Annotated in this window: 15 protein-coding genes; 11 read left to right on the forward strand and 4 right to left on the reverse strand. The window is 70.7% G+C overall.

Going from position 1 to position 24,763, the window contains the following annotated elements; all coding sequences use genetic code 11:
* The first annotated feature begins 201 nt into the window (after nucleotides 1-201).
* The 8 genes from ABD932_RS30450 to ABD932_RS30485 all read left to right on the forward strand — a co-directional run bounded on the left by ABD932_RS30450 (nucleotide 202) and on the right by ABD932_RS30485 (nucleotide 14,491).
* Entirely contained in the window at nucleotides 202-2,037 is a 1,836-nt protein-coding gene (locus ABD932_RS30450) for an ABC transporter ATP-binding protein (RefSeq protein WP_345017496.1), read from the forward strand.
* On the forward strand, nucleotides 2,034-3,890 hold the full coding sequence (locus tag ABD932_RS30455) for an ABC transporter ATP-binding protein (protein ID WP_345017498.1): 1,857 nt from the start codon (nucleotides 2,034-2,036) through the stop codon (nucleotides 3,888-3,890). The genes ABD932_RS30450 and ABD932_RS30455 overlap by 4 nt, the downstream gene beginning before the upstream one ends.
* Nucleotides 3,891-3,930: 40 nt before the next feature.
* A complete protein-coding gene (locus ABD932_RS30460; RefSeq protein ID WP_345017500.1) occupies nucleotides 3,931-5,643 on the forward strand; it encodes an ABC transporter ATP-binding protein in 1,713 nt (570 codons plus the stop codon).
* A complete protein-coding gene (locus ABD932_RS30465) occupies nucleotides 5,640-7,505 on the forward strand; it encodes an ABC transporter ATP-binding protein (protein WP_425587538.1) in 1,866 nt (621 codons plus the stop codon). Before ABD932_RS30460 ends, ABD932_RS30465 begins: the two co-directional genes overlap by 4 nt.
* Nucleotides 7,506-7,558: 53 nt before the next feature.
* The gene (locus tag ABD932_RS30470) at nucleotides 7,559-9,604 is read left to right on the forward strand and encodes an NAD(+) synthase (RefSeq protein WP_345017502.1); all 2,046 of its coding nucleotides are present in this window, start codon (nucleotides 7,559-7,561) and stop codon (nucleotides 9,602-9,604) included.
* A gap of 348 nt (nucleotides 9,605-9,952) precedes the next feature.
* On the forward strand, nucleotides 9,953-12,019 hold the full coding sequence (locus tag ABD932_RS30475) for a M4 family metallopeptidase (RefSeq protein ID WP_345017504.1): 2,067 nt from the start codon (nucleotides 9,953-9,955) through the stop codon (nucleotides 12,017-12,019).
* A 210-nt stretch (nucleotides 12,020-12,229) separates the two neighbouring features.
* Nucleotides 12,230-13,894, forward strand: a complete 1,665-nt coding sequence (locus ABD932_RS30480) for a M4 family metallopeptidase (RefSeq protein ID WP_345017506.1) — start codon at nucleotides 12,230-12,232, stop codon at nucleotides 13,892-13,894.
* Nucleotides 13,895-13,987: 93 nt separating this feature from the next.
* On the forward strand, nucleotides 13,988-14,491 hold the full coding sequence (locus ABD932_RS30485) for a DUF1990 domain-containing protein (protein ID WP_345017508.1): 504 nt from the start codon (nucleotides 13,988-13,990) through the stop codon (nucleotides 14,489-14,491).
* A gap of 3 nt (nucleotides 14,492-14,494) precedes the next feature.
* On the opposite strand, the gene ABD932_RS30490 is transcribed toward ABD932_RS30485, so the two are convergent.
* Complete coding sequence (locus ABD932_RS30490; RefSeq protein ID WP_345017510.1) at nucleotides 14,495-15,328, reverse strand: 5'-methylthioadenosine/S-adenosylhomocysteine nucleosidase family protein; 834 nt, start codon at nucleotides 15,326-15,328, stop codon at nucleotides 14,495-14,497.
* 180 nt (nucleotides 15,329-15,508) lie between these two features.
* Here ABD932_RS30490 and ABD932_RS30495 point away from each other — a divergent pair, with 180 nt between their 5' ends.
* Nucleotides 15,509-17,677 carry a tetratricopeptide repeat protein gene (locus tag ABD932_RS30495; RefSeq protein WP_345017513.1) on the forward strand — a complete coding sequence of 723 codons (2,169 nt, stop codon included), beginning with the start codon at nucleotides 15,509-15,511 and terminating at the stop codon, nucleotides 17,675-17,677.
* Here ABD932_RS30495 and ABD932_RS30500 read toward each other — a convergent pair.
* The 3 genes from ABD932_RS30500 to ABD932_RS30510 form a co-directional block, all read right to left on the reverse strand.
* Nucleotides 17,666-18,544: a 5'-methylthioadenosine/S-adenosylhomocysteine nucleosidase family protein gene (locus ABD932_RS30500; protein WP_345017515.1), complete on the reverse strand. Its 879-nt coding sequence runs from the start codon at nucleotides 18,542-18,544 to the stop codon at nucleotides 17,666-17,668. The genes ABD932_RS30495 and ABD932_RS30500 overlap by 12 nt on opposite strands.
* Before the next feature lie 25 nt (nucleotides 18,545-18,569).
* A complete protein-coding gene (locus ABD932_RS30505) occupies nucleotides 18,570-19,451 on the reverse strand; it encodes a 5'-methylthioadenosine/S-adenosylhomocysteine nucleosidase (protein WP_345017517.1) in 882 nt (293 codons plus the stop codon).
* A gap of 195 nt (nucleotides 19,452-19,646) precedes the next feature.
* Nucleotides 19,647-22,265 (reverse strand): glycosyltransferase family 1 protein, encoded by a 2,619-nt coding sequence (locus tag ABD932_RS30510; RefSeq protein WP_345017519.1) that lies wholly within the window; start codon nucleotides 22,263-22,265, stop codon nucleotides 19,647-19,649.
* Nucleotides 22,266-22,598: 333 nt separating this feature from the next.
* Here ABD932_RS30510 and ABD932_RS30515 point away from each other — a divergent pair, with 333 nt between their 5' ends.
* Entirely contained in the window at nucleotides 22,599-23,801 is a 1,203-nt protein-coding gene (locus ABD932_RS30515; RefSeq protein ID WP_345017521.1) for a S8 family peptidase, read from the forward strand.
* A gap of 278 nt (nucleotides 23,802-24,079) precedes the next feature.
* The coding region (locus ABD932_RS30520) for a maltotransferase domain-containing protein (protein ID WP_345017523.1) at nucleotides 24,080-24,763 on the forward strand (684 nt) is incomplete at its 3' end.

Here is a 24,763-nt window from a genome sequence, read left to right on the forward strand (position 1 = left end):
CAGGGTCGCGGCGGGGCCGGGTCCGGCACATCGGCCGTCACGCTCGAAGACGCATCGACCGATCGGTTGATGGCGCCCTACGACCTTGCCCTTCGCAGGTGTACGACCCCTCGAACACCCAGGTCGTAGGACCAGAGGCCGATCGCGGACCGGCCAAAACTCGGTGGGCAGTGTCAGTGGCGATCCGTAGGCTCGCAGCTGATGGTGACGACACGTGCAACCGACGAGGACAGGACCGACCGTTCCGCCGTACGTACGCTGCTGCGTCTGTGGCCGTATGTGCGGCCCGTGCGTTTGCGGTTGTTCACCGCCGCGTTCGTGGCGATCATCGCCTCCTGTATGACGCTGGTCATTCCTCTCGTCCTGAAGTGGATGGTGGACGGGCCCGTCGCCGACCGGGATCCGGCCGGGGTGTGGCTCGGGGCGCTGTGTCTGCTGCTGCTCGGGTTCGCGGAGGCGTTGCTGTTCGGGCTGCGGCGATGGCTGGTGGCCCGGCCGCTGGCGGGCGTCGAGGCGGCGATGCGGGCGGATCTGTACCGGCATCTGCAGCGGCTGCCGGTGGCGTTCCACGACCGGTGGGCGTCCGGGCAGTTGCTGTCCCGGGGCACGACCGACCTGATGCTGCTGCGCATGTTCCTCGCCTTTCCGCTGACGTTTCTGCTGGTCAACGGCGTGACGATCCTCGTCGGCGTGATCATCATGCTGCTCCAGGACTGGACGCTGGGGCTGGTGATCCTGATTCCGGCCGTGCCCGTGATGGTCACCTGCGTGATCTTCGAGAGACGGTACGCCGCGGTGGCGCGCCGCGCGCAGGACCAGGTCGGCGACCTGACGACGGTCGTCGAGGAGAGCGTGCTCGGGATCCGGATCATCAAGGGGTTCGGCCGGCACCGCAGCCAGGCGCGGGCGTTCAAGGAGCTGTCCCGGACACTGCGCGGCACGGAACTGCGCAAGGCCCGGCTGCTGGCCACGATCTGGGGCGTCATCGTGACACTGCCGGAGCTGGCCATCGGGGCGGCGCTGGTGCTGGGCACCGTGCAGGTGGCGGACGGGGAGTTGTCGGCGGGGACGCTGGTGGCGTTCCTGTCGACGGCCCTGGCGCTCAGGTGGCCGGTGGACTCGATCGGCTTCCTGCTGGCGATGAGCCAGGAGGCGGCGACGGCTACGGAGCGGTACTTCGAGGTCATGGATGAAACGCCGGAGACGGAAGCGCCCCAAAGGGGCGCGGGACTGAGTCAATATGCGGCTCCGCCGCGGGGCGCAACCAGCCCCCACAGGCCCGCAGCCGACAACGACGGCATCCGCTTCCACGAAGTCTCGTTCCGCTACCCCGATGCCCCCGCCGACTCACCATCTGTCCTCGACCGCATAGACCTCCACATACGCCCCGGCGAGTCCATGGCCCTGGTCGGCGCGACAGGCAGCGGCAAGACAACCCTCACCGCCCTCGTCCCCCGCCTCCACGAGGTGACGTCCGGCCGGATAACCCTCGACGGTCACGACATCTCCGCGATGTCCAGACAGTCGCTGCGCGAACTCGTCGCGGTCGCCTTCGAGGAGCCCACCCTCTTCTCGGCCAGCGTCGCGGACAACGTCCTCATGGGGGCCTCGGACGGCGCCGGAGAGCCCGAGCTGGAGCGGGCGCTCGGCGTCGCGCAGGCCGACTTCGCGCACGCCCTGCCCCACGGCACCGGAACCCAGGTCGGCGAGCAGGGGCTCAGCCTCTCCGGCGGGCAGCGGCAGCGCCTGGCGCTCGCACGCGCCGTCGTCGGCCGGCCCCGGTTCCTCGTCCTGGACGACCCCCTGTCCGCCCTCGACGTGCACACCGAGGCCGCGGTCGAGGCCGCCCTGCGGGACGTACTGGCGGACACCACCGCCCTCATCGTCGCCCACCGCCCGTCCACCGTGCTGCTCGCGGACCGCGTCGCCCTGCTCTCCGGTGGCCGTATCGCCGCGGTCGGCACGCATCACGAACTGCTGCGCACGAACCCCGAGTACGCCCACCTGATGGCCGGGACCGAGGAGGCCGACCGATGACGGCGACCACCACCGCACCGGGCAAGGAACAACCGGCCGAGGAACCCGAATCACCCAGGCCGGACGACCCCTTCGACCGCGACGTCCTGCCCACTCCCCCGGGCGCCACCGCGGCCCTCCTGCGCTCCCTGCTCGCCCCGATGAAGGCCCGCGTCGCCGTCACCACGCTCCTGCTGCTGCTCCAGCAGGCGGCCGTGCAGGCGGGCCCACTGCTGGTGGCGTACGCCATCGACTCGGCCGTACCGGCGTTCCGGCGCGACGACCTCGGGCCGCTGATCGCGGTCGCCGTCGGCTACCTGCTGTGCGCACTCGCCTCCGGGGTACTCCAGTACGCGTTCATCCTGCTCTCCGCCCGCGTCAACCAGGACGTGCTCCTCGACCTGCGCGGCCGGATCTTCCGCCATGCCCAGGCCCTGAGCGTCGACTTCCACGAGCGTTACACCTCGGGACGGCTCATCTCCCGCTCCACCACGGACGTGGAGTCCCTGCGCGAGCTGCTCGACGAGGGCTTGCAGGAACTCGTCACCGTCATCCTGTCGTTCGTCTACATCTCGGCGATGCTGCTCTGGCTCGACCTCGGGCTCGGTGCGGTCGCGATGGCCTCCTTCGTGCCGCTGTATCTCCTCGTACGGCTCTACCGGCGGCGCGCCGCGCGGGTGTACACCCTGCGGTCCACCGCGATCGCCGCCGTGATCGTCAAGTTCGTCGAGACGATGAACGGCATCCGCCCGGTGCGCGCCTTCCGCCGCGAGGCCGCCAACGACGCCGACTTCCGGGTCCTCAACAGCCGGCACGAGCGGACGAACGGCGACGCGCTGCTGGAGATGGCCCGCTACGTCGTCGGTTCGCGGCTCGTCGCCAACACGGCCGTCGCGGGGATCGTGCTGTGGGGCGCCTACCGGGTCGCGGGCGGCACGCTGGCCCTCGGTGTGCTGGCGGCGGCCGTGCTGTACCTACGCCGCCTGTACGACCCGATCGACCGGCTCGGCATGTTCCTCAACTCGTACCAGTCGGCGGCCGCCTCCCTGGAGAAGATCGCCGGACTGCTGGCCCAGACGCCGTCCGTCCCCGAGCCGAAGTCGCCCCGGCAGCTCCCTGCACTCGAGTCCGAGCACCCCGGCCGCGAGGTCGTCTTCGACGGCGTCCGGTTCGGCTACCGCACCGGCGGCGAGGTGCTGCCCCGCTTCGACCTGACGATCCCGGCCGGCCAGACGGTCGCGGTCGTCGGCTCCACCGGCGCGGGCAAGTCGACGCTGGCCAAGCTGCTCGCCCGGTTCTACGACGCCTCCGACGGCCGGGTCCTGCTGGACGGCGTCGACCTGCGTGAGCTGGCCGTGCCCGAACTGCGGCGCGGGGTGGTGATGGTCACGCAGGAGGCGTTCCTGTTCTCCGGCACGGTCGCCGAGAACATCGCCATCGGCAGGCCGGACGCCAGCCGCGAGGAGATCGAGCAGGCGGCGAAGGCCATCGGCGCCCACGACTTCATCAGCTCCCTGCCCGACGGCTACGACACCGACGTCCGCAAGCGGGGCGGCCGTATCTCCGCCGGTCAGCGTCAACTCGTCGCGTTCGCCCGGGCGTTGCTCGCCGACCCGGCCGTGCTGATCCTCGACGAGGCGACCAGCTCCCTCGACATCCCCGGCGAACGGGCCGTGCAGCGCGCGATGTCGACGGTCCTGCACGGGCGTACGGCCGTCGTGATCGCCCACCGGCTGTCCACGGTCGAGATAGCGGACCGGGTCCTGGTCATGGAGCACGGCCGGATCGTCGAGGACGGCACACCGGCCGAACTCGTCGCCGGGACGGGCAGGTTCGCGGATCTGCACCGGGCGTGGCGGGACAGTCTGGCGTAGTCGAACGGCAACAGGGACGACGAACGGGGCACGGGGAACGATGATCGACGCGTACGAGGATCCGGGGACACCCGACTGTCGCGGCGGATGGCGGTATCTGTGGTGGCTCGTCATGCGCCAGCCCATGCGGTCCGCCATGGGGGCGCTGATCTCCAGCGTGTGGATGGTGCTGCTGGCGGCGACCCCGTACCTGATGTCCCGTGCCGTCGACGACGGGCTGGCGGCCGGTGACTACGGGGCGTTGGTTGCGTGGACGGCTGCGCTGTTCGCGGTGGGGGCGTTCAACGCCTGGCTGAGCATCATGCGGCACCGCACGATGACGCGGGTGCGGATGGACAGCAACTTCCGCACGGTCAAGGTGCTGATCGGGCACGCGGTACGACTCGGTGCCACGCTGCCACGCCGGATCGGGGCCGGCGAGGTCGTCACGATCGGCGTGGGCGATGTCCAGACCATCAGCCAGTCCATGACCGTCGTCGGCCCGGGCGTCGGTGCCGTCGTCGCCTATCTGGTGGTCGCCGGGCTGCTGGTGTCCGTGTCGGTGCCGATCGCCGTCGTGGTACTGCTCGGGATGCCGCTGGTCGGCGTGCTCGTCGGACCGCTGCTGGGACGGTTGCAGGGTACGGAGACGGAGTACCGGGAGCGGCAGGGCGTACTGACCGCACGGATCGCCGACCTCGCGGGCGGCCTGCGCGTCCTCAACGGCCTCGGCGGCAAGGGCCTGGTCGCCGACGCCTTCCACCGCGACTCGCAGCGGCTGCGGGCACAGGGTTACCGGGTCGGGGCGGTGACCAGCTGGGTGCAGGCGCTCGGCGTGGGGCTGCCCACGCTGTTCCTGGCCGTGGTGACCTGGCTGGCGGCACGGCTCGCCGCCCAGGGGACCATCACCGTGGGCGAGTTGGTGTCGGTCTACGGCTATGTCGCGGTGCTGGTGGGGCCGGTGGCGTTCTTCATCGAGTGCGGTTACCAGGTCAGCCGTGGCGTGGTGGCGGCGCGGAGGATCGTACGGTTCCTGCGGCTGGAGCCGATGGCGGACACCGGCACGCGGGACGCGCCCGCGGAGCCGGCGGCGCTGCACGACCCCGAGTCCGGGGTGCGGGTGCCACCGGGTCGGCTCACCGCTCTGGCCGCCGCGCTGCCGGCCGACGCCACGGCCGTCGTCGACCGCCTCGGCCGCTATGTCCCGTCGGCGGCGACCTGGGGCGAAGTGCCCCTGAGCGAGATCGCGTTGGCGCAGGTCCGGGCGCGCATCCTGGTCGCCGACCACGAGGCCGACCTGTTCGCGGGCACCCTGCGGGAGCTGGCGGCCGGCCACGCGGACCGGGACGAAGCGGCGATCACCAAAGCGGTGCACACGGCGGTCGCCGAGGACATCGTCCGCGCCCTCCCCGACGGCCTCGACACCCCGATCGACGCCCAGGGCCGCAACCTCTCCGGCGGCCAACGCCAGCGCGTCCGCCTGGTCCGCGCACTGCTGGCGGACCCGGAGGTGCTGCTGGCGATCGAGCCGACGTCGGCACTGGACGCCCACACGGAGGCAAGGGTCGCGGAACGCCTGCACACGACGAGGCGGGGCCGTACGACGCTGGTGACGACGACGTCCCCCTTGGTCCTGGACCGAGCGGACACGGTGCACTACCTGGTCGACGGCAAGGTGGCGGCCACAGGCACACACCACCAGCTGCTGGACGCAGAGCCGGGCTACCGAGCGTTGGTGGCACGGGACGAGGACGCCGAGGAGCTTGCCAGATGACGGAAGCCAAACCCCCCTCAGGGGCGCGGGGAACTGCGCGACAAGCCACGAAGCACCCGCACCCGGCAGACAACCCCAAGTCCCGAGCTCCAAGCCGCAAAACCCTCCCCATCGCCGAGCCAAGAGACGTACGCCAAGCCACCGCCCGCCTGATCCGAGCCGACGCCCGCTCCTTCACAGTCGTACTCGCCCTGAACTCCCTCGCAGCGATCACCGGCCTGGCCGCCCCTTGGCTGGTGGGCCGCATCATCGACGAAGTCAGACGCGGCGGCGGAGTAACGACCGTGGACAAACTCGCCCTGGCCATCCTGATAGCGGCCACAGCCCAGCTGTTGCTGGCCCGCTGGGCCCGCTACGTAGGCCACCGCTTCGGCGAACGCACCCTCGCCCGCGTCCGCGAGGAGTTCGTGGACCGCACGCTCGCCCTGCCCGCGTCGGTCGTGGAACGGGCCGGCACCGGAGACCTGACGGCGCGCGGCACCGCGGACGTGGCCGCCGTCGGCACCACCCTGCGCGACGCCGGGCCCGAGCTGCTCATCAACTCCGTCCAGGTCCTGTTCCTGCTGGGCGCGGTCGTCGCGCTGGACCCTCTGCTCGGCGCCTGCGGTCTGCTCGGCCTGGCCGGCCTGTGGCCGGTGCTGCGCTGGTATCTGCGCCGCGCCCGCACCGGCTACCTCGCCGAGGGCGCGGCCACCTCGGACGTCGCGGAGATCCTCGCGGCGACCGCGTCCGGCGCCCGCACGGTGGAGGCACTGCGGTTGGAGCGGCGGCGGGTGACGGCGAGCCGGGACGCGCTGGAGACGTCCCGCCGGACCCGCCTGCACACCCTCTTCCTGCGCACGGTGTTCTTCCCGTCGGTCGAGATCGCCTACCTCGTCCCGGTGGCGACGGTCCTGCTCGTCGGCGGCGCACTGCACGCGCGGGGCACGATCAGCCTGGGCACCGTGGTCGCGGCGGCGCTGTATCTGCAGCAGATGGTCGGTCCGCTGGACGAGATCCTGATGCGGGTCGAGCAACTGCAGAGCAGCGGCGCCTCGTTCGCCCGCGTGGAGGGCCTCGCGCAGGCCCCGCGGGCCACGGACGCCGACTCGCCGGCCCCCGCCGACGACCGCATCGACGTGACCGGCGTGCGCTACGCCTACGACCGCGGCGGCGAGGTCCTCGGCGGCGTCGACCTGACCGTACGGCCGGGGGAACGGCTCGCGGTGGTCGGCCCCTCCGGCGCCGGCAAGACGACCCTGAGCCGGCTGCTGGCGGGCGTGGACGCGCCGAGCGCCGGCTCGGTGACGGTCGGCGGCGTGCCGGTCGTCGCCCTCGGCCCGGAGGTGCTGCGCCGCCAGGTCGTCCTGGTCACCCAGGAGCACCACGTCTTCCTCGGCACGGTCCGCGACAACCTCCGTATCGCCGAACCGTCCGCCACGGACGAGGAGTTGTGGGCGGCGCTCACCGCGGTCGGCGCCGATGCCTGGGTACGGCTGCTGCCCGACGGCCTCGACACGGCGCTGGGCGACGGCGGCTGCCGTACGGACGGCTCGCAGGCACAGCAGCTCGCCCTCGCCCGGGTCGTCCTGGCCGACCCGCACACCCTGATCCTCGACGAGGCGACGGCCCTGCTCGACCCGACGACCGCCCGGCACACCGAGCGTGCCCTGGCCGCCGTACTGGAAGGCCGTACGGTCATCGCCATCGCCCACCGCCTGCACACCGCGCACGACGCGGACCGCGTGGCCGTGATGGAGAACGGCCTCCTCACCGAGCTCGGCACCCACGACGAGCTGGTCGCGGCGGACGGGGCGTACGCGGCGCTGTGGCGGTCCTGGCACGGGGAGCGGCCCGCCTCGCCCGGAACGGCGCGGGCCTGATCAGGCGATCTATGCTCGGTGGCAGCACTGTCCGCTTCTCCTGGGGAAGTCCGTTGAACTTCTGGTCGATCTACCAGCACGGCTTCGCGCGCGTCGCCGCCTGCACGGGCCACACCGTCATCGCCGACCCGCGGGCCAACGCGGAAGCGGTCCTGCGGCAGGCACGCGCGTGCGCGCAGGAGGGCGTGGCCGTCGCCGTCTTCCCCGAGCTGGGCCTGACCGGCTACTCGATCGAGGACCTGCTGCTGCAGGACCCGGTGCTCGACGAGGTCGAGGAGGCGCTCCGGGCGGTGGTGGCCGGGTCGGTGGACCTGCTCCCGGTGCTGGTCGTCGGCGCCCCGCTGCGCCATCGCCACCGGATCTACAACTGCGCGGTGGTCGTGCACCGGGGCCGGATCCTGGGCGTCGCGCCCAAGTCGTACCCGCCGAACTACCGGGAGTTCTACGAGCGGCGCCAGATCGCCTCCGGCGAGGACGAGCGCGGCGGGACGATCCGCATCGGTGGCACGGAGGTGCCGTTCGGCGTCGACCTGCTCTTCGAGGCGCAGGACGTCCCCGGTCTTGTGCTGCACGCGGAGATCTGCGAGGACATGTGGGTGCCGGTGCCGCCGAGCGCGGAGGCGGCGCTGGCGGGCGCGACCGTGCTCGCCAACCTCTCGGGCAGCCCCATCACGGTCGGCCGGGCCGAGGACCGTCGGCTGCTGTGCCGGGCGGCGTCCTCGCGCTGCCTCGCGGCGTACGTCTACTCGGCGGCCGGTCTGGGCGAGTCGACGACCGACCTGTCCTGGGACGGGCAGACCATGATCTACGAGAACGGCGCCCTGCTCGCCGAGACGGACCGGTTCCCGCTCGACGACCAGTACGCGGTGGCCGACGTCGACCTCGACCTGCTGCGGCAGGAGCGGGCCCGGATGGGTACGTTCGACGACAACCGCCGCGCGCACGCCGGGCGCACCGGTGACTTCCGGCGGGTGGAGTTCCGGCTGGACCCGCCCACGACGGACCTGGGCCTGAAGCGCCGGGTCGAGCGGTTCCCGTTCGTGCCCGCCGACGCCGAGCGGCTCGCCCTGGACTGCTACGAGGCGTACAACATCCAGGTCGCGGGGCTCCAGCAGCGGCTGGCCTCGATCGGCGGCCCGAAGGTGGTCATCGGGGTGTCCGGGGGCCTGGACTCCACGCACGCGCTGATCGTCGCCGCCCGGGCGATGGACCGTGCCGGGCGCCCGCGCAGCGACATCCTGGCCTTCACCCTGCCCGGCTTCGCCACCAGCGACCACACCAAGGACAACGCCCACAAGCTGATGAACTCGCTCGGCGTCACCCCGGCCGAGCTGGACATCACGCCGACCGCGCGGCTGATGCTCAAGGAGATGGGCCACCCGTTCGCGTCCGGCGAGCCGGTGTACGACGTCACCTTCGAGAACGTGCAGGCGGGCCTGCGCACCGACTACCTGTTCCGGCTGGCCAACCAGCGCGGCGGCATCGTGCTGGGCACCGGCGACCTGTCGGAGCTGGCGCTGGGCTGGTCCACGTACGGCGTGGGCGACCAGATGAGCCACTACAACGTCAACGGCGGGGTGCCGAAGACACTGATCCAGCATCTGATCCGCTGGGTCATCGGCAGCGAGCAGTTCGACGTGGAGACCGGCAGGACACTGGCGGCGATCCTCGACACGGAGATCAGCCCGGAGCTGGTGCCCGGCGAGGAGATGCAGTCCACCGAGTCGAAGATCGGCCCGTACGCGCTGCACGACTTCACGCTCTTCCACGTCCTGCGGTACGGCTTCCGGCCGTCGAAGATCGCCTTCCTGGCCTGGCACGCCTGGCACGACCCGGAGGCCGGCGCCTGGCCGCCCGGCTTCCCCGAGGCCAAGCGGGTGGCGTACGACCTGGCGGAGATCCGGCGCTGGCTGGAGGTCTTCTGCCGCCGTTTCTTCGCGTTCGCACAGTTCAAGCGCTCGGCCATGCCGAACGGGCCGAAGGTCTCGGCCGGCGGCTCGCTCTCCCCGCGCGGCGACTGGCGCGCGCCGTCGGACGGCACGGCCCACGCCTGGTTGCGCGATCTCGCGCGCTTCGACCTGCCGGGCGGCGAGCAGTAGGCACGGCGGGACAGCTGGGCCCACGGCGTCCGTTACGGGACGGTGTGGGCCCTCGGCGTTCCGGTCCGTATACCGAACATGAACTCCCGGACAACGAACGATTTCCGGCCAACTTCCTGACGCGCTCCTGACAGAAACCGCAATCAGCTGGCACTCTTCCCACGGCCGCGACACAGCAACCCCACAACACCGTCACATGGCGGTGCCCGCGGCTGAACTCCCGCACGCGCACGTCAGTTCCCGCACGCGCACGTCGTTCTGCGTACCACCCCGTGTCGCCCGGACGGCCCACCCGCCGGCCGGTCTCCCCTGGCCGCGTGATCCGCGGCCGCGCAGAAGGAGTCAGTGTTGAGAGACAGTTCCTCCCACAGACGCGCCCCCCACACCACGCGCCGTCACACCACGCACCGCCGGGCCGCCGCCGTCGCCCTCGTCGGTGTCTCCGCCCTGATCGCCGCGGCCGTCCAGTCGGGCGCCGCCACCGCAGCCCCGGAGAAGGCACCGTCGGCCGCGGGCAAGGTCATCCCGGGCGCCGAGTCCGTCAAGCTGTCCCCCGCCCAGCGCGCCGCGCTGATACGCGAGGCCAACGCCACGAAGGCGGACACCGCGAAGGACCTGGGCCTCGGCGCCAAGGAGAAGCTGGTCGTCCGTGACGTCCTCAAGGACGGCAACGGCACGGTCCACACCCGCTACGAGCGGACCTACGACGGTCTGCCCGTCCTCGGCGGCGACCTCGTCGTCGAGACCGCGAAGTCCGGTGCGACCGAGGCCGTCGTCAAGGCCACCCGCGCCGCCATCAAGCCGGCGACGACGAAGGCCGCCGTGTCCACCGCCAAGGCCGAGAAGCAGGCGCTGGCCGCCGCCAAGGCGGAGAAGGCCAAGAGCCCGGACGTCAACAAGGCGCCGCGCAAGGTGATCTGGGCCGCGAACGGCAAGCCGACCGTGGCGTACGAGACGGTCGTCGGCGGCTTCCAGCACGACGGCACCCCGCAGGAACTGCACGTCATCACCGACGCCACCACCGGCGAGAAGCTGTACGAGTGGGAGGCCATCGAGACCGGCACCGGCAACACGGTGTACTCGGGCACGGTCAACCTCACGACCACGCAGTCCGGTTCGACGTACAACCTCACGGACGGCGCGCGCGGCAACCACAAGACGTACAACCTGAACCGCGGCACCTCCGGCACCGGCACCCTCTTCTCCGGCTCCGACGACGTCTGGGGCAACGGCAGCCCGTCCAACCTGGAGTCCGCGGGCGCCGACGCGCACTACGGTGCCGCGCTGACCTGGGACTACTACAAGAACGTGCACGGGCGTTCGGGTATCCGCGGCGACGGCGTCGGCGCCTACTCCCGGGTCCACTACGGCAACAACTACGTCAACGCGTTCTGGTCCGACAGCTGCTTCTGCATGACGTACGGCGACGGCTCGGGCAACGCCAACCCGCTGACGTCGATCGACGTGGCCGCGCACGAGATGACCCACGGGCTCACCTCGAACACGGCGGGCCTCAACTACAGCGGCGAGTCCGGCGGCCTGAACGAGGCGACCTCCGACATCTTCGGCTCGACCGTCGAGTTCTTCGCGAACAACTCCTCCGACGTCGGTGACTACCTCATCGGCGAGGAGATCAACATCAACGGCGACGGCACCCCGTTGCGCTACATGGACAAGCCGAGCCAGGACGGCTCGTCGAAGGACGCCTGGTACTCGGGCATCGGCTCGATCGACGTGCACTACTCGTCGGGCCCCGCGAACCACTTCTTCTACCTGCTGAGCGAGGGCAGCGGCACCAAGACGATCAACGGTGTCACCTACAACTCGCCCACCTCGGACGGCCTTCCGGTCACCGGCATCGGCCGGGACAAGGCGGAGAAGATCTGGTTCCGCGCGCTGACCACCAAGTTCACCTCCACCACCAACTACTCGGGCGCCCGCACCGGCACCCTCGCGGCGGCCGGTGAGCTGTACGGCACCACGAGCGCCGAGTACAAGGCGGTGCAGGACGCCTGGGCGGGCGTCAACGTGGGTGCGCGCTCCGACGGGGGCGGCGGCGGTGGCGGCACGTCCTTCGAGAGCGGAACCGACGTGTCGATTCCGGACAACGGGGCGGCGGTGACGTCCCCGATCACGGTCTCCGGCCGGACCGGCAACGCGCCGTCCAACCTCCAGGTCGCCGTGGACATCGTCCACACCTACGTCGGTGACCTCCAGGTGCAGTTGGTCGCCCCCGACGGCACGGCGTACACGCTGAAGGGGTACGGCACCGGCGGCAGCTCGGACAACCTCAACACCACGTACACGGTGAACGCGTCCTCCGAGGTGGCCAACGGCGTGTGGCAGCTGCGGGTCCAGGACAACGCGGCCATCGACACCGGCTACATCAACAGCTGGAAGCTCACTTTCCCGTAGGCCCGTCGGCGGTCCGACCAGGACAGGGCGTCGTCTCGGTGGGTTCAACTCCCGCCGGGACGGCGCCCGTTTACATTTCTGAAACGTTCACCGGACAGTCAAATTTTGGCCAACATCACGACCCACTCCTGACATGTACGCGTCCCAGGTGTCACGCTTCCCTCACCCGCCGCACCAGCACCAACGCTTTTCCCCCACAAAGGAGCTCGTGTGACCCCCCTCTACGCGCGTCGCAAGCGCACCACTCTGGCCGTCGCCACCGCCGTGGCGGCCGGAGCCCTGCTCACCACCGGTCTGACCGCGGGCAGTTCCGCCGCCGAGGACCAGGCGCAGAGCGGAAGAAAGGCGAGCCCGCTCGCGGTCCCGGTCGCGCTGGCCCCCGCGGCACGCACCGCCCTCATCAAGGACCAGCAGGCCGAGGCGGCCGAGACCGCCGACGCGATAGGCCTCGGCGCCCAGGAGAAGCTGGTCGTCAAGGACGTCGTCAAGGACGCCGACGGCACGGTCCACACCCGCTACGAGCGCACCTACGCGGGCCTGCCCGTCCTCGGCGGCGACCTGGTCGTCCACGAGTCGGCGGCCGGCAGGACCCAGGGCGTCACCAAGGCGACGAAGGCCACCATCAAGGTCGCCTCGCTCAAGCCGGCGATCACCGCGGCGAAGGCCGAGAGCCAGGCCGTGAAGCTGGCCAAGGCGGCCGGCTCGGAGAAGACCGAGGCGGACAACGCGCCCCGCAAGGTGATCTGGGCCGCGAACGGCAAGCCGACCCTCGCCTACGAGACGATCGTCGGCGGCCTCCAGGAGGACGGCACCCCGAACGAGCTGCACGTCATCACCGACGCCGTCACCGGCAAGAAGCTCTACGAGTACCAGGGCATCGAGACCGGCACCGGCAAGAGCGGCTACTCGGGCACGGTCACCCTCGGCACCTCCCTGTCGGGCTCGACGTACCAGCTGAACGACACCTCGCGCGGCAGCCACAAGACATACAACCTGGCCCGTCGCACCTCCGGCACCGGCACCCTGTTCACCGACGCCGACGACACGTGGGGCACCGGCACGTTCGGCAGCTCCTCCAGCGACCAGACGGCCGCCGTCGACGCCGCCTACGGCGCCCAGACGACCTGGGACTACTACAAGAACACCTTCGGCCGCAGCGGCATCAAGAACGACGGCAAGGCGGCGTACTCCCGCGTCCACTACGGCAACGCCTACGTCAACGCCTTCTGGGACGACAGCTGCTTCTGCATGACGTACGGCGACGGCGAGGGCAACGTCAAGCCGCTCACCTCGCTGGACGTGGCGGGCCACGAGATGACCCACGGCGTCACGTCGAACACGGCGGGCCTGAACTACTCCGGCGAGTCCGGCGGCCTGAACGAGGCCACCTCCGACATCTTCGGCACGGCCGTGGAGTTCTACGCGGCGAACTCCTCCGACGTCGGTGACTACCTCATCGGCGAGAAGATCGACATCAACGGCGACGGCACCCCGCTGCGCTACATGGACAAGCCGAGCAAGGACGGCAACTCGGCCGACTACTGGTCCTCGTCCCTGGGCGGCCTGGACGTCCACTACTCCTCGGGCCCGGCGAACCACTTCTTCTACCTCCTCTCGGAGGGCAGCGGCTCGAAGACGATCAACGGGGTGAGCTACAACTCCCCGACGTCCAACGGCTCGACGGTCACCGGCATCGGCCGCGCCAAGGCCGCCGCGATCTGGTACAAGGCCCTGACCGAGTACATGACGTCGACGACGAACTACAAGGCCGCCCGCACGGCGACCCTGAGCGCGGCGTCCGCCCTGTACGGCGGCACCGGCAGCACGGAGTACAAGGCGGTGGCGGCCGCGTGGTCGGCGGTCAACGTCAGCTGACCGCAGGCCTGTTGAGGCAGGACTGACGCAGAGCAGACCGAGGCGGCACCCGGGACGAAGGCATCCCCGGGTGCCGCCTTACGCTTGGGCCCCATGTCCTTCACGTACGAAGACGTAGGCGCGACCCGGGAGAGCGACTTCTGTCCGCCCGGCTTCCACCCCCTGCACGTCCGCACCCGCATCGGCGAGGGCGAGGAGGTCTTCCGCAGAGCCGCGGAAGCGGTCATGACCTGGGAGATGCACCGCGCGATGGGCGTCGGCATCGACGCCTCGGCCGACCGCGCGGCCCCCGACGTCGACGTCACGGTCACCCTCGCCGGAGTCATCAAGGCGCCGTGCCGGGTGGTGTGGACGGTGGAGGAGTACCGGCGCATCGGCTGGGCGTACGGAACGCTTTCCGGCCATCCGGAGTGCGGGGAGGAGGCGTTCGTCGTGGAACGCACGGGGGACGGCACGGTGTGGCTGACCGTGCACGCCTTCAGCCGGGGGGCGAAATGGTACGCGCGGGCAGGGGGACCGGCCACGCGCGGGTTGCAGCATGCGTATGCGCGGCGGATCGGGGTGGTGTTGCGGCGGTTGTGCGGGGATGACGAATGACGGTCACTCGTCGCGCCCTTGTGACTCCACATCGATCTTTCCCGCGACCGCCCCGAAGAACGTGCTGCCTCGGAAATCGATGTGGTCACCGGCGTACGATCCCTGCACGGGTCGGGAATGCCGCGGTTCCAGCGCGCGCAGCACGTCAGCGGCCGCCGTCGCCGCCCGGCTCGCGGCTGTTCGCTGGGCTCCCCGTTGGTCCTCGGGCTTCTTGGTCGCGTCTGCCACGTCACTGATGCCGCGGATGGTGAGCGTCTCCATGTGGCCGGCCAAGTGCGCGGCATGCGCAATGCCCGCGCCCTCCATCTCAATGGCGACCGCGTCGTTGTAGGAGCGCCTCAACTGATCCAGTAGCGAGGAGCGTTCATGGTTGAGGATGACGTCACCGGCCGCGATCGGGCTGAAGTGGACCCTGGGCTGACCGAGCAAGGCGTGCCGCGCGGCTTGGTGAATCCAGTGCGAGGAATGCCATGACTGTGGGCGTGCGTAGAAGCCCTCAGGCGTTTCCTTCCCGCCCTGGAAGGCGTAGATCCGGGTGGCGACCACAAGGTCGCCGACCTCGACCCCGTCCTTGAGCGCGCCCGCGACGCCGACGAACAGAAGGGCATCGGGGCTCAGTCGGTGAACGACGCTTGCGACAATCACTGCGGCGCTACTGGCAGGGGGACCGACCTCCGCCAGCGCCACCTGCCACGGACTGCCCGGCAGGTCTCCCAGTTCCGTGCGCACCGCAGGGGCGATCCAGTGCTTCCTCAGGTTTGTGAGGTGGGACCGCATCGACTCGTACTCCAGGGGAAGCCCGGTGACAATCACCACCAGGGGACGGTTGTCCGGCACTTGACCACCCTCACCCGTATGCCGCCGTACGTTTCCGCGCGGCGGGCTCGACTCCCAGCACTGTAGTGGTACCGCGCTCGGCCGGTCGCCGCTTCCGTCGGCGGAATTCGGCGGACGAGATGCGAGGCCGGGTGGCGCGGCACTACCGTGGGGCCGAAATCCGCGGTACGGGGGACAAGCATGGAGTCGGCCCTGGAGGCACTGCTGACCGCGCTGACCGACGGGGCAGCCGGTTCGGTCGGTCAGGACGTGGCACGAGAGCTGGCCCCGTACCTCGCCTCGGCTGGGGCCACTGGGCCCCGATCCGTACCGCAGTCGCTGCGCAGCCAGTTGCGCACGCTGCTGTCCACCGACAGGGACGCCGCCCGCGCCGTGGCCGCGGCTATGGAAAAGCGGTGGCCCGGAAGCAGCGCCGGCTATGTATCCGGAGACCATATCGACTTCGAGGGACTGTTCCTCGGTGACGTTGCCGGCTCCGTGCTCCACCAGCACTTCCACGGAGTGCCGGCACCAGCCGACCCCGTCCCCACCGTGGTGGGTTCCCTGCCGCCCGCGACGCCGAGTTTCACCGGGCGCAAGAAGCTGCTGAAACAACTGGAGGGGTTCCTGCGGCCGCCGAGCCCCGGGCCCCCACCGCCCGGCACTGTCACCGCGACGGTGCTGGCCGGGATGGCGGGGGTGGGAAAGACGGCGCTCGCCACGGAGGCGGCGCACGCCGCCAACGACAAGGGGTGGTTTCCCGGCGGTGTCCTCTTCATCGACCTGCACGGCCACGACCACACGACCATCACCGCCGAGCAGGCCCTCGGCACGCTGCTCGAAGACCTCGGCACGCCGACCGAGCACCTCACAACCGAGGAGCAGCGGGTCAAGCACTACCGCAACCAGTTGGCTCGCCGGCCCGAACGAGTGCTGATCTTCGCGGACAACGCCGCCTCCCCCGAGCAGGTCCGCCCCCTGCTCCCGGCCGATGCCCGGCACCGCATCCTGATCACTTCGCGCACCGCGATCCCTCAGCTCAATGCCCTCCACCTGCCGTTGGGGCAACTGCCCCCAAAGGTCGCGGTGGCGCTGCTGGACCAGGTGCTGCGCCTGGCCGACGGCATGGACCACCGGATCACCGTCGAGGCAGCGGCCTCTACCGAACTCGCCGTCCTCTGCGGACACTTGCCTCTGGCCCTGCAGATCGCCGCCGCGCAACTCGTCTGGGATCCCCGCAAGCCCGTCGCCGAGGCAGTGGCGGAGCTGCGTGACCAAAGGACTCGCCTGACCTATCTCGACGATGGTGAGCGCAGCGTGCGCGCGGCCTTCGGTCTGTCCTACCAGCGACTTACCGCCGAACAGGCCAAGCTCTTACGGCTCTTGGCGGAGGCTCCGGGGCCGGAGACGGGCGTCGAGGTACTCAGGGCGCTGCTCGGGTGCACACCGCCGCCGGCCGTGCTCATGGCACTGGAGCGTGCGTACCTGGTCGACCGGGGCAGCAGCCGCACACAGTGGCGGCTGCACGATCTGGTCCGAGTCTTCGCCGCGCACATCACGGCCGACGATCCGTCCTGCGTAGCGGAGCGGGAAGCGGCTCGCGAGCGGGTACTCGAGCATTACTTGACGCGGGCCGACGCGGCCGACAACCACCTGCGCGGTTCCGGAGCCCTCGGCTGCTTCAAGAACCTCGACGAAGCACTGACCTGGCTGGACAGGGAGCGACTCGGGCTGCTGGCCGCCGTCGAGTGGGGCGAGGTCGCCCGACACACCGTGCGCGCGCTCGACCTGGCCCTGTGCCTCACCGAGTATCTGCGAAGACGTGGGCTGTTCGAGGAGATAGTGACCGTGAGCATCCTGGCGCAGGGCTTCGCGGCGCGCTCCGGGGACCGGCTGCGCGAGGCGACGGCCTGGCACAACCTCGGTGACGCCTTGCAGGGTGCTGGGCGCCCCGCACAGGCGGTCGAGGCGTTCGGCCGAGCCCGCGACCTCCACCGGGCCCGGGACGACAGGGCGGGAGAAGCCACGCAATGGAACAACCTGGCGATCGCCGAGTCCCACCTGGGCAGACTCGACTCGGCAGTCGCGGCCTTCGTCCAAGCCCGCGATCTGCGCAGGCTGACAGGCGATCGGCACGGCGAAGCGATGACATGGAACAACCTGGCCATCGTGCTCGACGAGGCGGGCCGCAAGGAAGAGGCGCTCCAGGCGTTCACCGGAGCGGCCGAACTGCTGGCCGAGCTCGGCGACCGAACCCGGGCCGCCGAGACCTACCGGAACCTCGGCAAGGCGCTGGAGTCGGCGGGCCGCAACAAGGAAGCGGACGAGGCGTACGCTCGGGCTCTCGCCATCGTCCGGTCAACGCCGTGAGTCCTCTCCGTTCACCTGCTTTCCCACGTTCGACCCCTCGAAGGTGCTGTAGCGGTAGTCGATGTGGTCACGGTACTGAACAGGCGGTACCGCATCCGCCGATCCAGCCGATGCCGCTTCGGCGCTCCACGGCACGAGTTCTGCCAGGACCGCGACGGCCGCTGCGACCGTGGTCTCGATGACCTGCTCGAAGATCAGATCCGGACTCTTGCGATCCAGCGCGCAGAACGTGATGCCGCGAACAGTCAGGACTTCGGGCTGGTGGCCGAACGAACCGGTGAGACGCGGGTCGCACGCGATCCCCATGCTCCTCAACTCGACTGCGACCGCGTCCGGGCACTTCCGAAGAGCGCCGTGCTCCACCGCCTGACGGTCATCGGTCCGCCGTGCCTCGTCGACTGCGTCGTCCGGTAGTGCGACGAGGGGCCCGAAGTGCACCGCGGCCTCGGTCTCGCACCATCCCGACCCCTCGCGCAGCGCCATTCTGGCGGCCTGCTCCAGGCGGTGCGAGGCGGGATATGGGCGTGGGGCGGCTGAGGCCTGCGGGTCGTACAGGTACACCTTGGTGGCAAGCACCACGTCGCCCACCTGGACGTAGAACCTGCCCGCTCCCGCACTTCCGAGGAACATCAGGACCTGCGGGCGCAGCCAGGCGGCGGCCTGCCCGACGATCTCGCCGGCCTTGTCGTTCCCCGTACCCATGTCCGCGACGGCTACTTCCCAAGGGGTTTCGGGGAGGGCGCCGGTGTCGAACCTGGTTCCGGACGGGTGCTCGCGTCTGCGCACGTCGGTGAGGCGCTTGCGTACGGCGGCGTACCACCGTGGATGGGCGGTGAGCACGGCGACGGTGGGCTTCGGGTCGGCCATCCGGGTCACAGGGTCCTCGTCGCGATCAGTGCTGCTGTGGAGGCTGTTGGTACACGATCTTGCCGACGACGGGTGCGTAGTTGATGTTGTTGCGGTGATCGTGGTGATCGCCCCCGTACGAGTACGAGTCGGCCGACCCGTCCGCCCGCGTCGTGTTCGTCCCGGCTGTTCGGCCCGCATCGGCGGGACGGAACGGCGAGAGGTCACGCAGGATGGCGAACGCTGCCTCGGCGGCGTTCGCCGCCGCGCGCGCTTGGGAGCCCGACGCGTCGGCCTTCGCCTTGCGCCCGTTCGCGAGGTCACTGATCCCACGGATGATGGCCGCGTCCACCCGGTCGCTGAGGTGAGCGGCATGCGCGACGCCGTTGCCTTCCATCTCGATCGCCACCGCGTCCTCGTAGTGGTCCTTGAGGTGCTTCGCGACCGCTGAGAGTTCGCTGTCGAGCAGCACGTCACCGGCGGCGATCGGCTTGAAGTGGGCCTTGGTACCCAGCACATCACGGGCTGCCTGGTCCAGGCGCTGGCTCACACGCCAGGCGTCGGGGCGCACCTTGAAGCCGTCCGTGGTCGCCCGGCCGCCGTGGTAGGCGTACACCTTTGTGGCGAACACGACATCGCCGAGTTTGACCTTCTTCTTCTTGAGAGAGCCTGCCACCCCGACGAACAGCACGGCTTGGGGGCGCAGCCAGGTGATGGCCCGTTCGGTGAGCACGGCCGCGTTCACCGCGCCCTCTCCCATCTGCACGAGGGCGACCTGCCAGGGGGTTCCTTCGAGGGGACCGACAAAGGCCCGGGTGCCGGTCTCGTGCTTGATCGTGCGGAGGGGGCCGAGTTGGGCCCTGACAGCCTCATGCTCCACGGGCAGCGCGGTCAGGACGACGATCGTGGGACTCGATGCGGTGGTCACGGGATCGCCCTCGCTTCGGTGAGAGGTTTCGATGTCAGAAGGTAGGGCATCCCTCGGGCGGAAGCGCGCCTTCCGGCATATTTCACCTGGTGCACCTGGCAAGGCCGAGGCGGACGGTCCACTCGGATACGTGGACCGACGGCCCGACCACCTGTGACGATCAGGCGGAAGGGCGCCGCCGGGGACGGCCGCAGGTCACCGCATCAAGACCCCCGCCCCCTCCCCCACATCCTCGGAAGGCACCGCCACCAACCCCAACTCCGCCTCGGACGCCAGCAACCGATGCGTCGGCAGAATCCGCACCGTGTACCCGTACGGCCCCGTCCGGTCCAGGGCCAGCGGTCCCTCGTACACCCACCGCCCCTCCGCGTCCGGGCTCCCCACCGGCTTCAGCGGCACCGTCGAGGCGTCCGCGATGCGGTCCTCGGGGTCGACGCGGCCCGAGACCGCCTGGACCTCCACGTCGTCCGGGGCGAGGGCGCCGAGGCCCACCCGTACCCGGAGACTGAGCGTCGAGCCGAGTTCGGCGGTGGGTGTCGCCGCCGACGTCTCGACGTGGTCGACGGTGACGCCGTGCCAGGCCGAGCGCACCCGCGCCTTCCAGCCGGCTAGTTCGCGTGCCGCGTCCGGTGTCATCGCGCGGTGCGCGTGCGCGGCCGGGGTGTAGAGGCGCTCCACGTACTCGCGGACCATCCTGCCCGCCAGCACCTTCGGGCCGAGCAGCGTCAGGGTCTGGCGGACCATCTCGATCCAGCGGTCCGGCAGGCCCGCCTGGCCGCGCTCGTAGAAGCGGGGCGTGACGCGCTGCTCCAGCAGGTCGTAGAGCGCCGCCGCCTCTATGGCGTCGCGGTGGTCCGGGTCGGTGCCGGTGCCGTCCGCCGTGGGGATCGCCCAGCCGAAGTCGGGCTGGAACCACTCGTCCCACCAGCCGTCCAGGACGGAGAGGTTGAGACAGCCGTTCAGCGCGGCCTTCATGCCGGAGGTGCCGCAGGCCTCCAGCGGACGCAGGGGGTTGTTGAGCCAGATGTCGCAGCCCGGGTAGAGCTTCTGCGCCATCGCCATGCCGTAGTCGGGAAGGAAGACGATGCGGTGCCTGACCCGCGGGTCGTCCGCGAACCTCACCAGTTCCTGGACCAGGCGCTTTCCGCCGTCGTCCGCCGGGTGCGCCTTGCCCGCCACCACGATCTGGATGGGCCGCTCCGGATGCAGGAGCAGGTCCATCAGGCGGTCGCGGTCCCTGAGCATCAGCGTCAGTCGCTTGTACGACGGGACGCGGCGCGCGAATCCGATCGTCAGGACGTCGGGGTCCAGCACACCGTCGATCCAGCCCAACTCGGCGGTCCCGGCGCCGCGTTGACGCCATGACACGCGCAGGCGCTCCCGTACCTCCGTCACCAGCTGCTCGCGCAGGTTCCGGCGCAGCTCCCAGATGTCCTGGTCGGGGATCTCCGCGACCGCGTCCCAGCGGTCCGAGCCGCCGACGGTCAGCGCGTCCTCGGTGCGCCGGTCGCCGATCTGGCGGGCGCCGAGGCGGAAGACCTCGGGGGCGACCCAGGTCGGGGCGTGGACGCCGTTGGTGACCGAGGTGATGGGCACCTCGTCGGAGTCGAATCCCGGCCACAGGCCCGAGAACATCTCGCGGCTGACGTTGCCGTGCAGCAGCGAGACGCCGTTCGCCCGCTGGCCCAGGCGCAGGCCCATCACCGCCATGTTGAAGAGGTTCGGTTCGCCGCCGGGGTAGGTCTCCATGCCGAGCTGGAGGATGCGCTCGACGTCGATGCCGTGGAGTTCCGCGTCGGGGCCGAAGTGGTGGGCGACCAGCTCGCGGTCGAAGCGGTCGATGCCGGCCGGGACGGGCGTGTGGGTGGTGAAGACCGTGCCGGCCCGGACGGCCTCCAGCGCGGAGTCGAAGTCCAGCCCCTCGGCGGCCAGTTCGGCGATGCGCTCCAGGCCGAGGAAGCCCGCGTGGCCCTCGTTGGTGTGGAAGACCTCGGGGGCCGGGTGACCGGTCAGACGGCAGTACGTCCGGACCGCCCGCACCCCTCCTATACCCAGCAGCATCTCCTGCAGCAGCCGGTGCTCGCTGCCGCCGCCGTAGAGCCGGTCGGTCACACCGCGTTCGCCGAGGTCGTTCTCCTCGACGTCCGAGTCGAGCATCAGCAGGGGCACGCGGCCGACCTGGGCGAGCCAGACCCGGGCGTGCAACTGCCTGCCGCCGGGCAGGGCGAGGGAGACCTGGGCGGGGGTGCCGTCGGGCTCCTTCAGGAGGGCCAGCGGCAGCTCGTTGGGGTCCAGGACGGGGTAGTGCTCCTGCTGCCAGCCGTCCCGGGACAGGCTCTGCCGGAAGTACCCGTGCCGGTACAGCAGCCCGACACCGATGAGCGGGACACCCAGGTCACTGGCCGCCTTGAGGTGGTCGCCGGCGAGGATGCCGAGGCCGCCGGAGTACTGGGGCAGGGCGGCCGTGATGCCGAACTCGGGGGAGAAGTAGGCGACGGCGGCGGGGAGTCCGGCGGGCTGCTCCTGGTACCAGCGCCCGCCGGTGACGTAGTCGTCGAGGTCAGCCGCGGCCGCGCTCAGCCGGCGCAGGAACGGCCGGTCCTCGGCCAGCTCGGCGAGCCGCCCGGGCGGGACGCTGCCCAGCAGCCGTACGGGGTCCTGCCCCGAGGAGGCCCAGCGCTCGGGGTCGACGGACTGGAAGAGATCACGGGTCTCCGCGTGCCAGGACCAGCGCAGGTTGCGCGCGAGGTCGCTCAGGGGCCGGAGGGGTTCGGGGAGGACGGGTCGGACGGTGAATCGACGGATCGCCTTCACAGTTCCACCTAGGGCAGCGCGTGGCAGGGGGCCCACGGCGGTGTGGGTCCCGTCATCGAACCCGACGGTATCGGTATGCGGGGCTTCGTAACCACAGTGCGTTTTTGCGGCGGTCAAGCGACTGTCAAGCAGGGAGGGATGAGCACCTTCGTCCGAAAGCAGCCGCAACCTTTACAGATTCCCCTTGGCCGATATGGCCGATTCCGCCCCCGTAGGCGTCCTTGTGGCGACTTCTCACCTCAGGAGAGGGTGACATTGGCGCACCGGTCCACGCCAGGTGCACCCGGCGATCCGGGGCCGCCGTGCGCCGAGTTGAGGAGGGGAACTCACACCATGGCACGGACGCGTATACGGCGTCTGCGCTGGGCGGGTGGTCTGACCGCGGTGACCTGTGTCGCCGCGCTTTCGACCGCCGGTATGCCCGCGCACGCCGCATCGGAGGGGCAGATACTCGGCGCCGGAGAACCCGGCTCCGTCGGCGGCAGTTACGTGGTGACACTCAAGGGGGGAACGAAGGCTCCGTCGGCTGCGGGAAAGAGTCTCGCCGAGAAGTACGGGGCGAAAATAAGCCACACCTACGGCACCGTCCTCAACGGCTATGCCATCCGGGCCGACGAGAGACAGGCCAAGCGGCTCGCGGCGGACTCCCGCGTCGCCTCGGTCGTCCAGGACACCCGCGTGACCCTGGACCACAACCAGAAGAATCCGCCGTCCTGGGGGCTCGACCGCATCGATCAGGCCAACCTTCCGCTGGACAACAGCTACACCTGGCCGGAGTCCGCGGGCACCGGAGCGACGGTCTACGTGATCGACACCGGCATCCGCATCTCGCACAAGGACTTCGGCGGCCGGGCGAGCTACGGCTGGGACTTCGTCGGCGACGACAGGACCGCGAGCGACGGCAACGGCCACGGCACCCATGTCGCCGGCACCATCGCGGGCAGCAGGTACGGCGTCGCCAAGAACGCCGAGGTCGTCGCCGTGCGGGTCCTCGACAACGCCGGCGGCGGCACCACCGCCGATGTCATCGCGGGCATCGACTGGGTGACCAGGCACGCCAAGAAACCGGCCGTCGCCAACCTCAGCCTCGGCGGCTACCGGAACTCGCAGCTGGACGCCGCCGTACGCAACTCCATCGCGTCCGGCGTCACCTACACGGTGGCCGCGGGCAACGACGGGTTGCCGGCCGGTCTCTACTCCCCCGCGGCGGTGAAGGAGGCCATCACCGTCGGCGCCACCGACAAGAAGGACGCCAAGGCGGGCTTCTCCAACTTCGGCTCGGCACTGGACCTGTTCGCCCCGGGTGTCGGGATCACGTCGGCGTCGTACGCGAGCGACACGGGCAAGGCGACCTACTCGGGTACGTCGATGGCGTCGCCGCACGTGGCGGGCGTGGCCGCGCTCTATCTGGCCGACCATCCCAAGGCGCGGCCCGCACAGGTGTCCAAGGCGCTGGTGGCCCAAGCGGTGTCCGGCAAGGTCTCCGGGCGCGGGCTCGGCTCGCCGAACAAACTCCTGCAGGTACCGGGCTCGTAGCGGTCTCTTCCCGGCGAAGTGCGGGTACCGGCCCCGTTCCTGTGGAACGGGGCCGGTCTTGTGCGTAGACATACGCGTGAGTAGTTAACAAAGTGCCGGATTGCCCACCCGAATAGGGTGGGAAGGCTCCAGCGGTACACCCCACCCGTGCGCCCCCGGGCGCACCGGGGAAACACCCCGCACCACCACGCAGGACCCCACAGCACTCCGCAGGACCCCGCAGGACCCACCTCCCCACAGCCATCCGCCCACCCACGTTGACGCGGACAGGAGCGGTCATGCCCGCCATGCACCACCAGTCGTCCTCACCCCCGACGTCCCGCACCGAAGCACCCCCCGTCCCCCGCGCCGTCACCGCCGACACCGGACCGCCCGCCGCGGAGCGACCCCCCGCGCGCGACACGGCCGGCGGCGTCGGCCGCATACCCGTCCTCGACGTCCGCCCGATCGTCCAGCACGGGCGCAGGCCCGCGAAGGCGGTGACCGGCGAGACCTTCGAGATCTCGGCGACCGTGTTCCGCGAGGGCCATGACGCCGTCGCCGCCAATGTCGTGCTGACCGACCCGGACGGCCGTCCCGGCCCGTGGACGCCGATGCGCGAACTCGCCCCGGGCACCGACCGCTGGGGCGCCGACGTCACCGCCGGCGAGCCCGGCCACTGGACCTACCGGGTCGAGGCCTGGGGCGATCCGGTCGCCACCTGGCGCCACCACGCGCAGATCAAGATCCCCGCCGGGATGGACACGGACCTCGTCCTGGAGGAGGGCGCGCGGCTGTACGAGCGTGCGGCCGCCGCAGTGCCCGAGGGCCAGGGCGAGCAGGTGATCGCCGCTGCCGTGGAGGCGCTGCGGGACGAGAGCCGCCCGGCCGCCTGGCGGTTGGCGGCCGCGTCGACGCCCGAGGTGGACGCGGTGTTGGGGCGGTATCCGCTGCGGGACCTGGTCACCGCGTCGGACCCGCTG

Source organism: Streptomyces shaanxiensis, assembly GCF_039537145.1.
GTDB classification, from domain to species: domain Bacteria; phylum Actinomycetota; class Actinomycetes; order Streptomycetales; family Streptomycetaceae; genus Streptomyces; species Streptomyces shaanxiensis.

Bases quoted from the DNA above. Each gene is read 5' to 3' on its own strand.
- ABD932_RS30500 (WP_345017515.1), bottom strand. From the start codon at position 18,544: ATGGCCGACCCGAAGCCCACCGTCGCCGTGCTCACCGCCCATCCACGG.
- ABD932_RS30515 (WP_345017521.1), top strand. From the start codon at position 22,599: ATGGCACGGACGCGTATACGGCGTCTGCGCTGGGCGGGTGGTCTGACC.
- ABD932_RS30460 (WP_345017500.1), top strand. From the start codon at position 3,931: ATGATCGACGCGTACGAGGATCCGGGGACACCCGACTGTCGCGGCGGA.
- ABD932_RS30455 (WP_345017498.1), top strand. From the start codon at position 2,034: ATGACGGCGACCACCACCGCACCGGGCAAGGAACAACCGGCCGAGGAA.
- ABD932_RS30495 (WP_345017513.1), top strand. From the start codon at position 15,509: ATGGAGTCGGCCCTGGAGGCACTGCTGACCGCGCTGACCGACGGGGCA.
- ABD932_RS30465 (WP_425587538.1), top strand. From the start codon at position 5,640: ATGACGGAAGCCAAACCCCCCTCAGGGGCGCGGGGAACTGCGCGACAA.
- ABD932_RS30485 (WP_345017508.1), top strand. From the start codon at position 13,988: ATGTCCTTCACGTACGAAGACGTAGGCGCGACCCGGGAGAGCGACTTC.
- ABD932_RS30450 (WP_345017496.1), top strand. From the start codon at position 202: ATGGTGACGACACGTGCAACCGACGAGGACAGGACCGACCGTTCCGCC.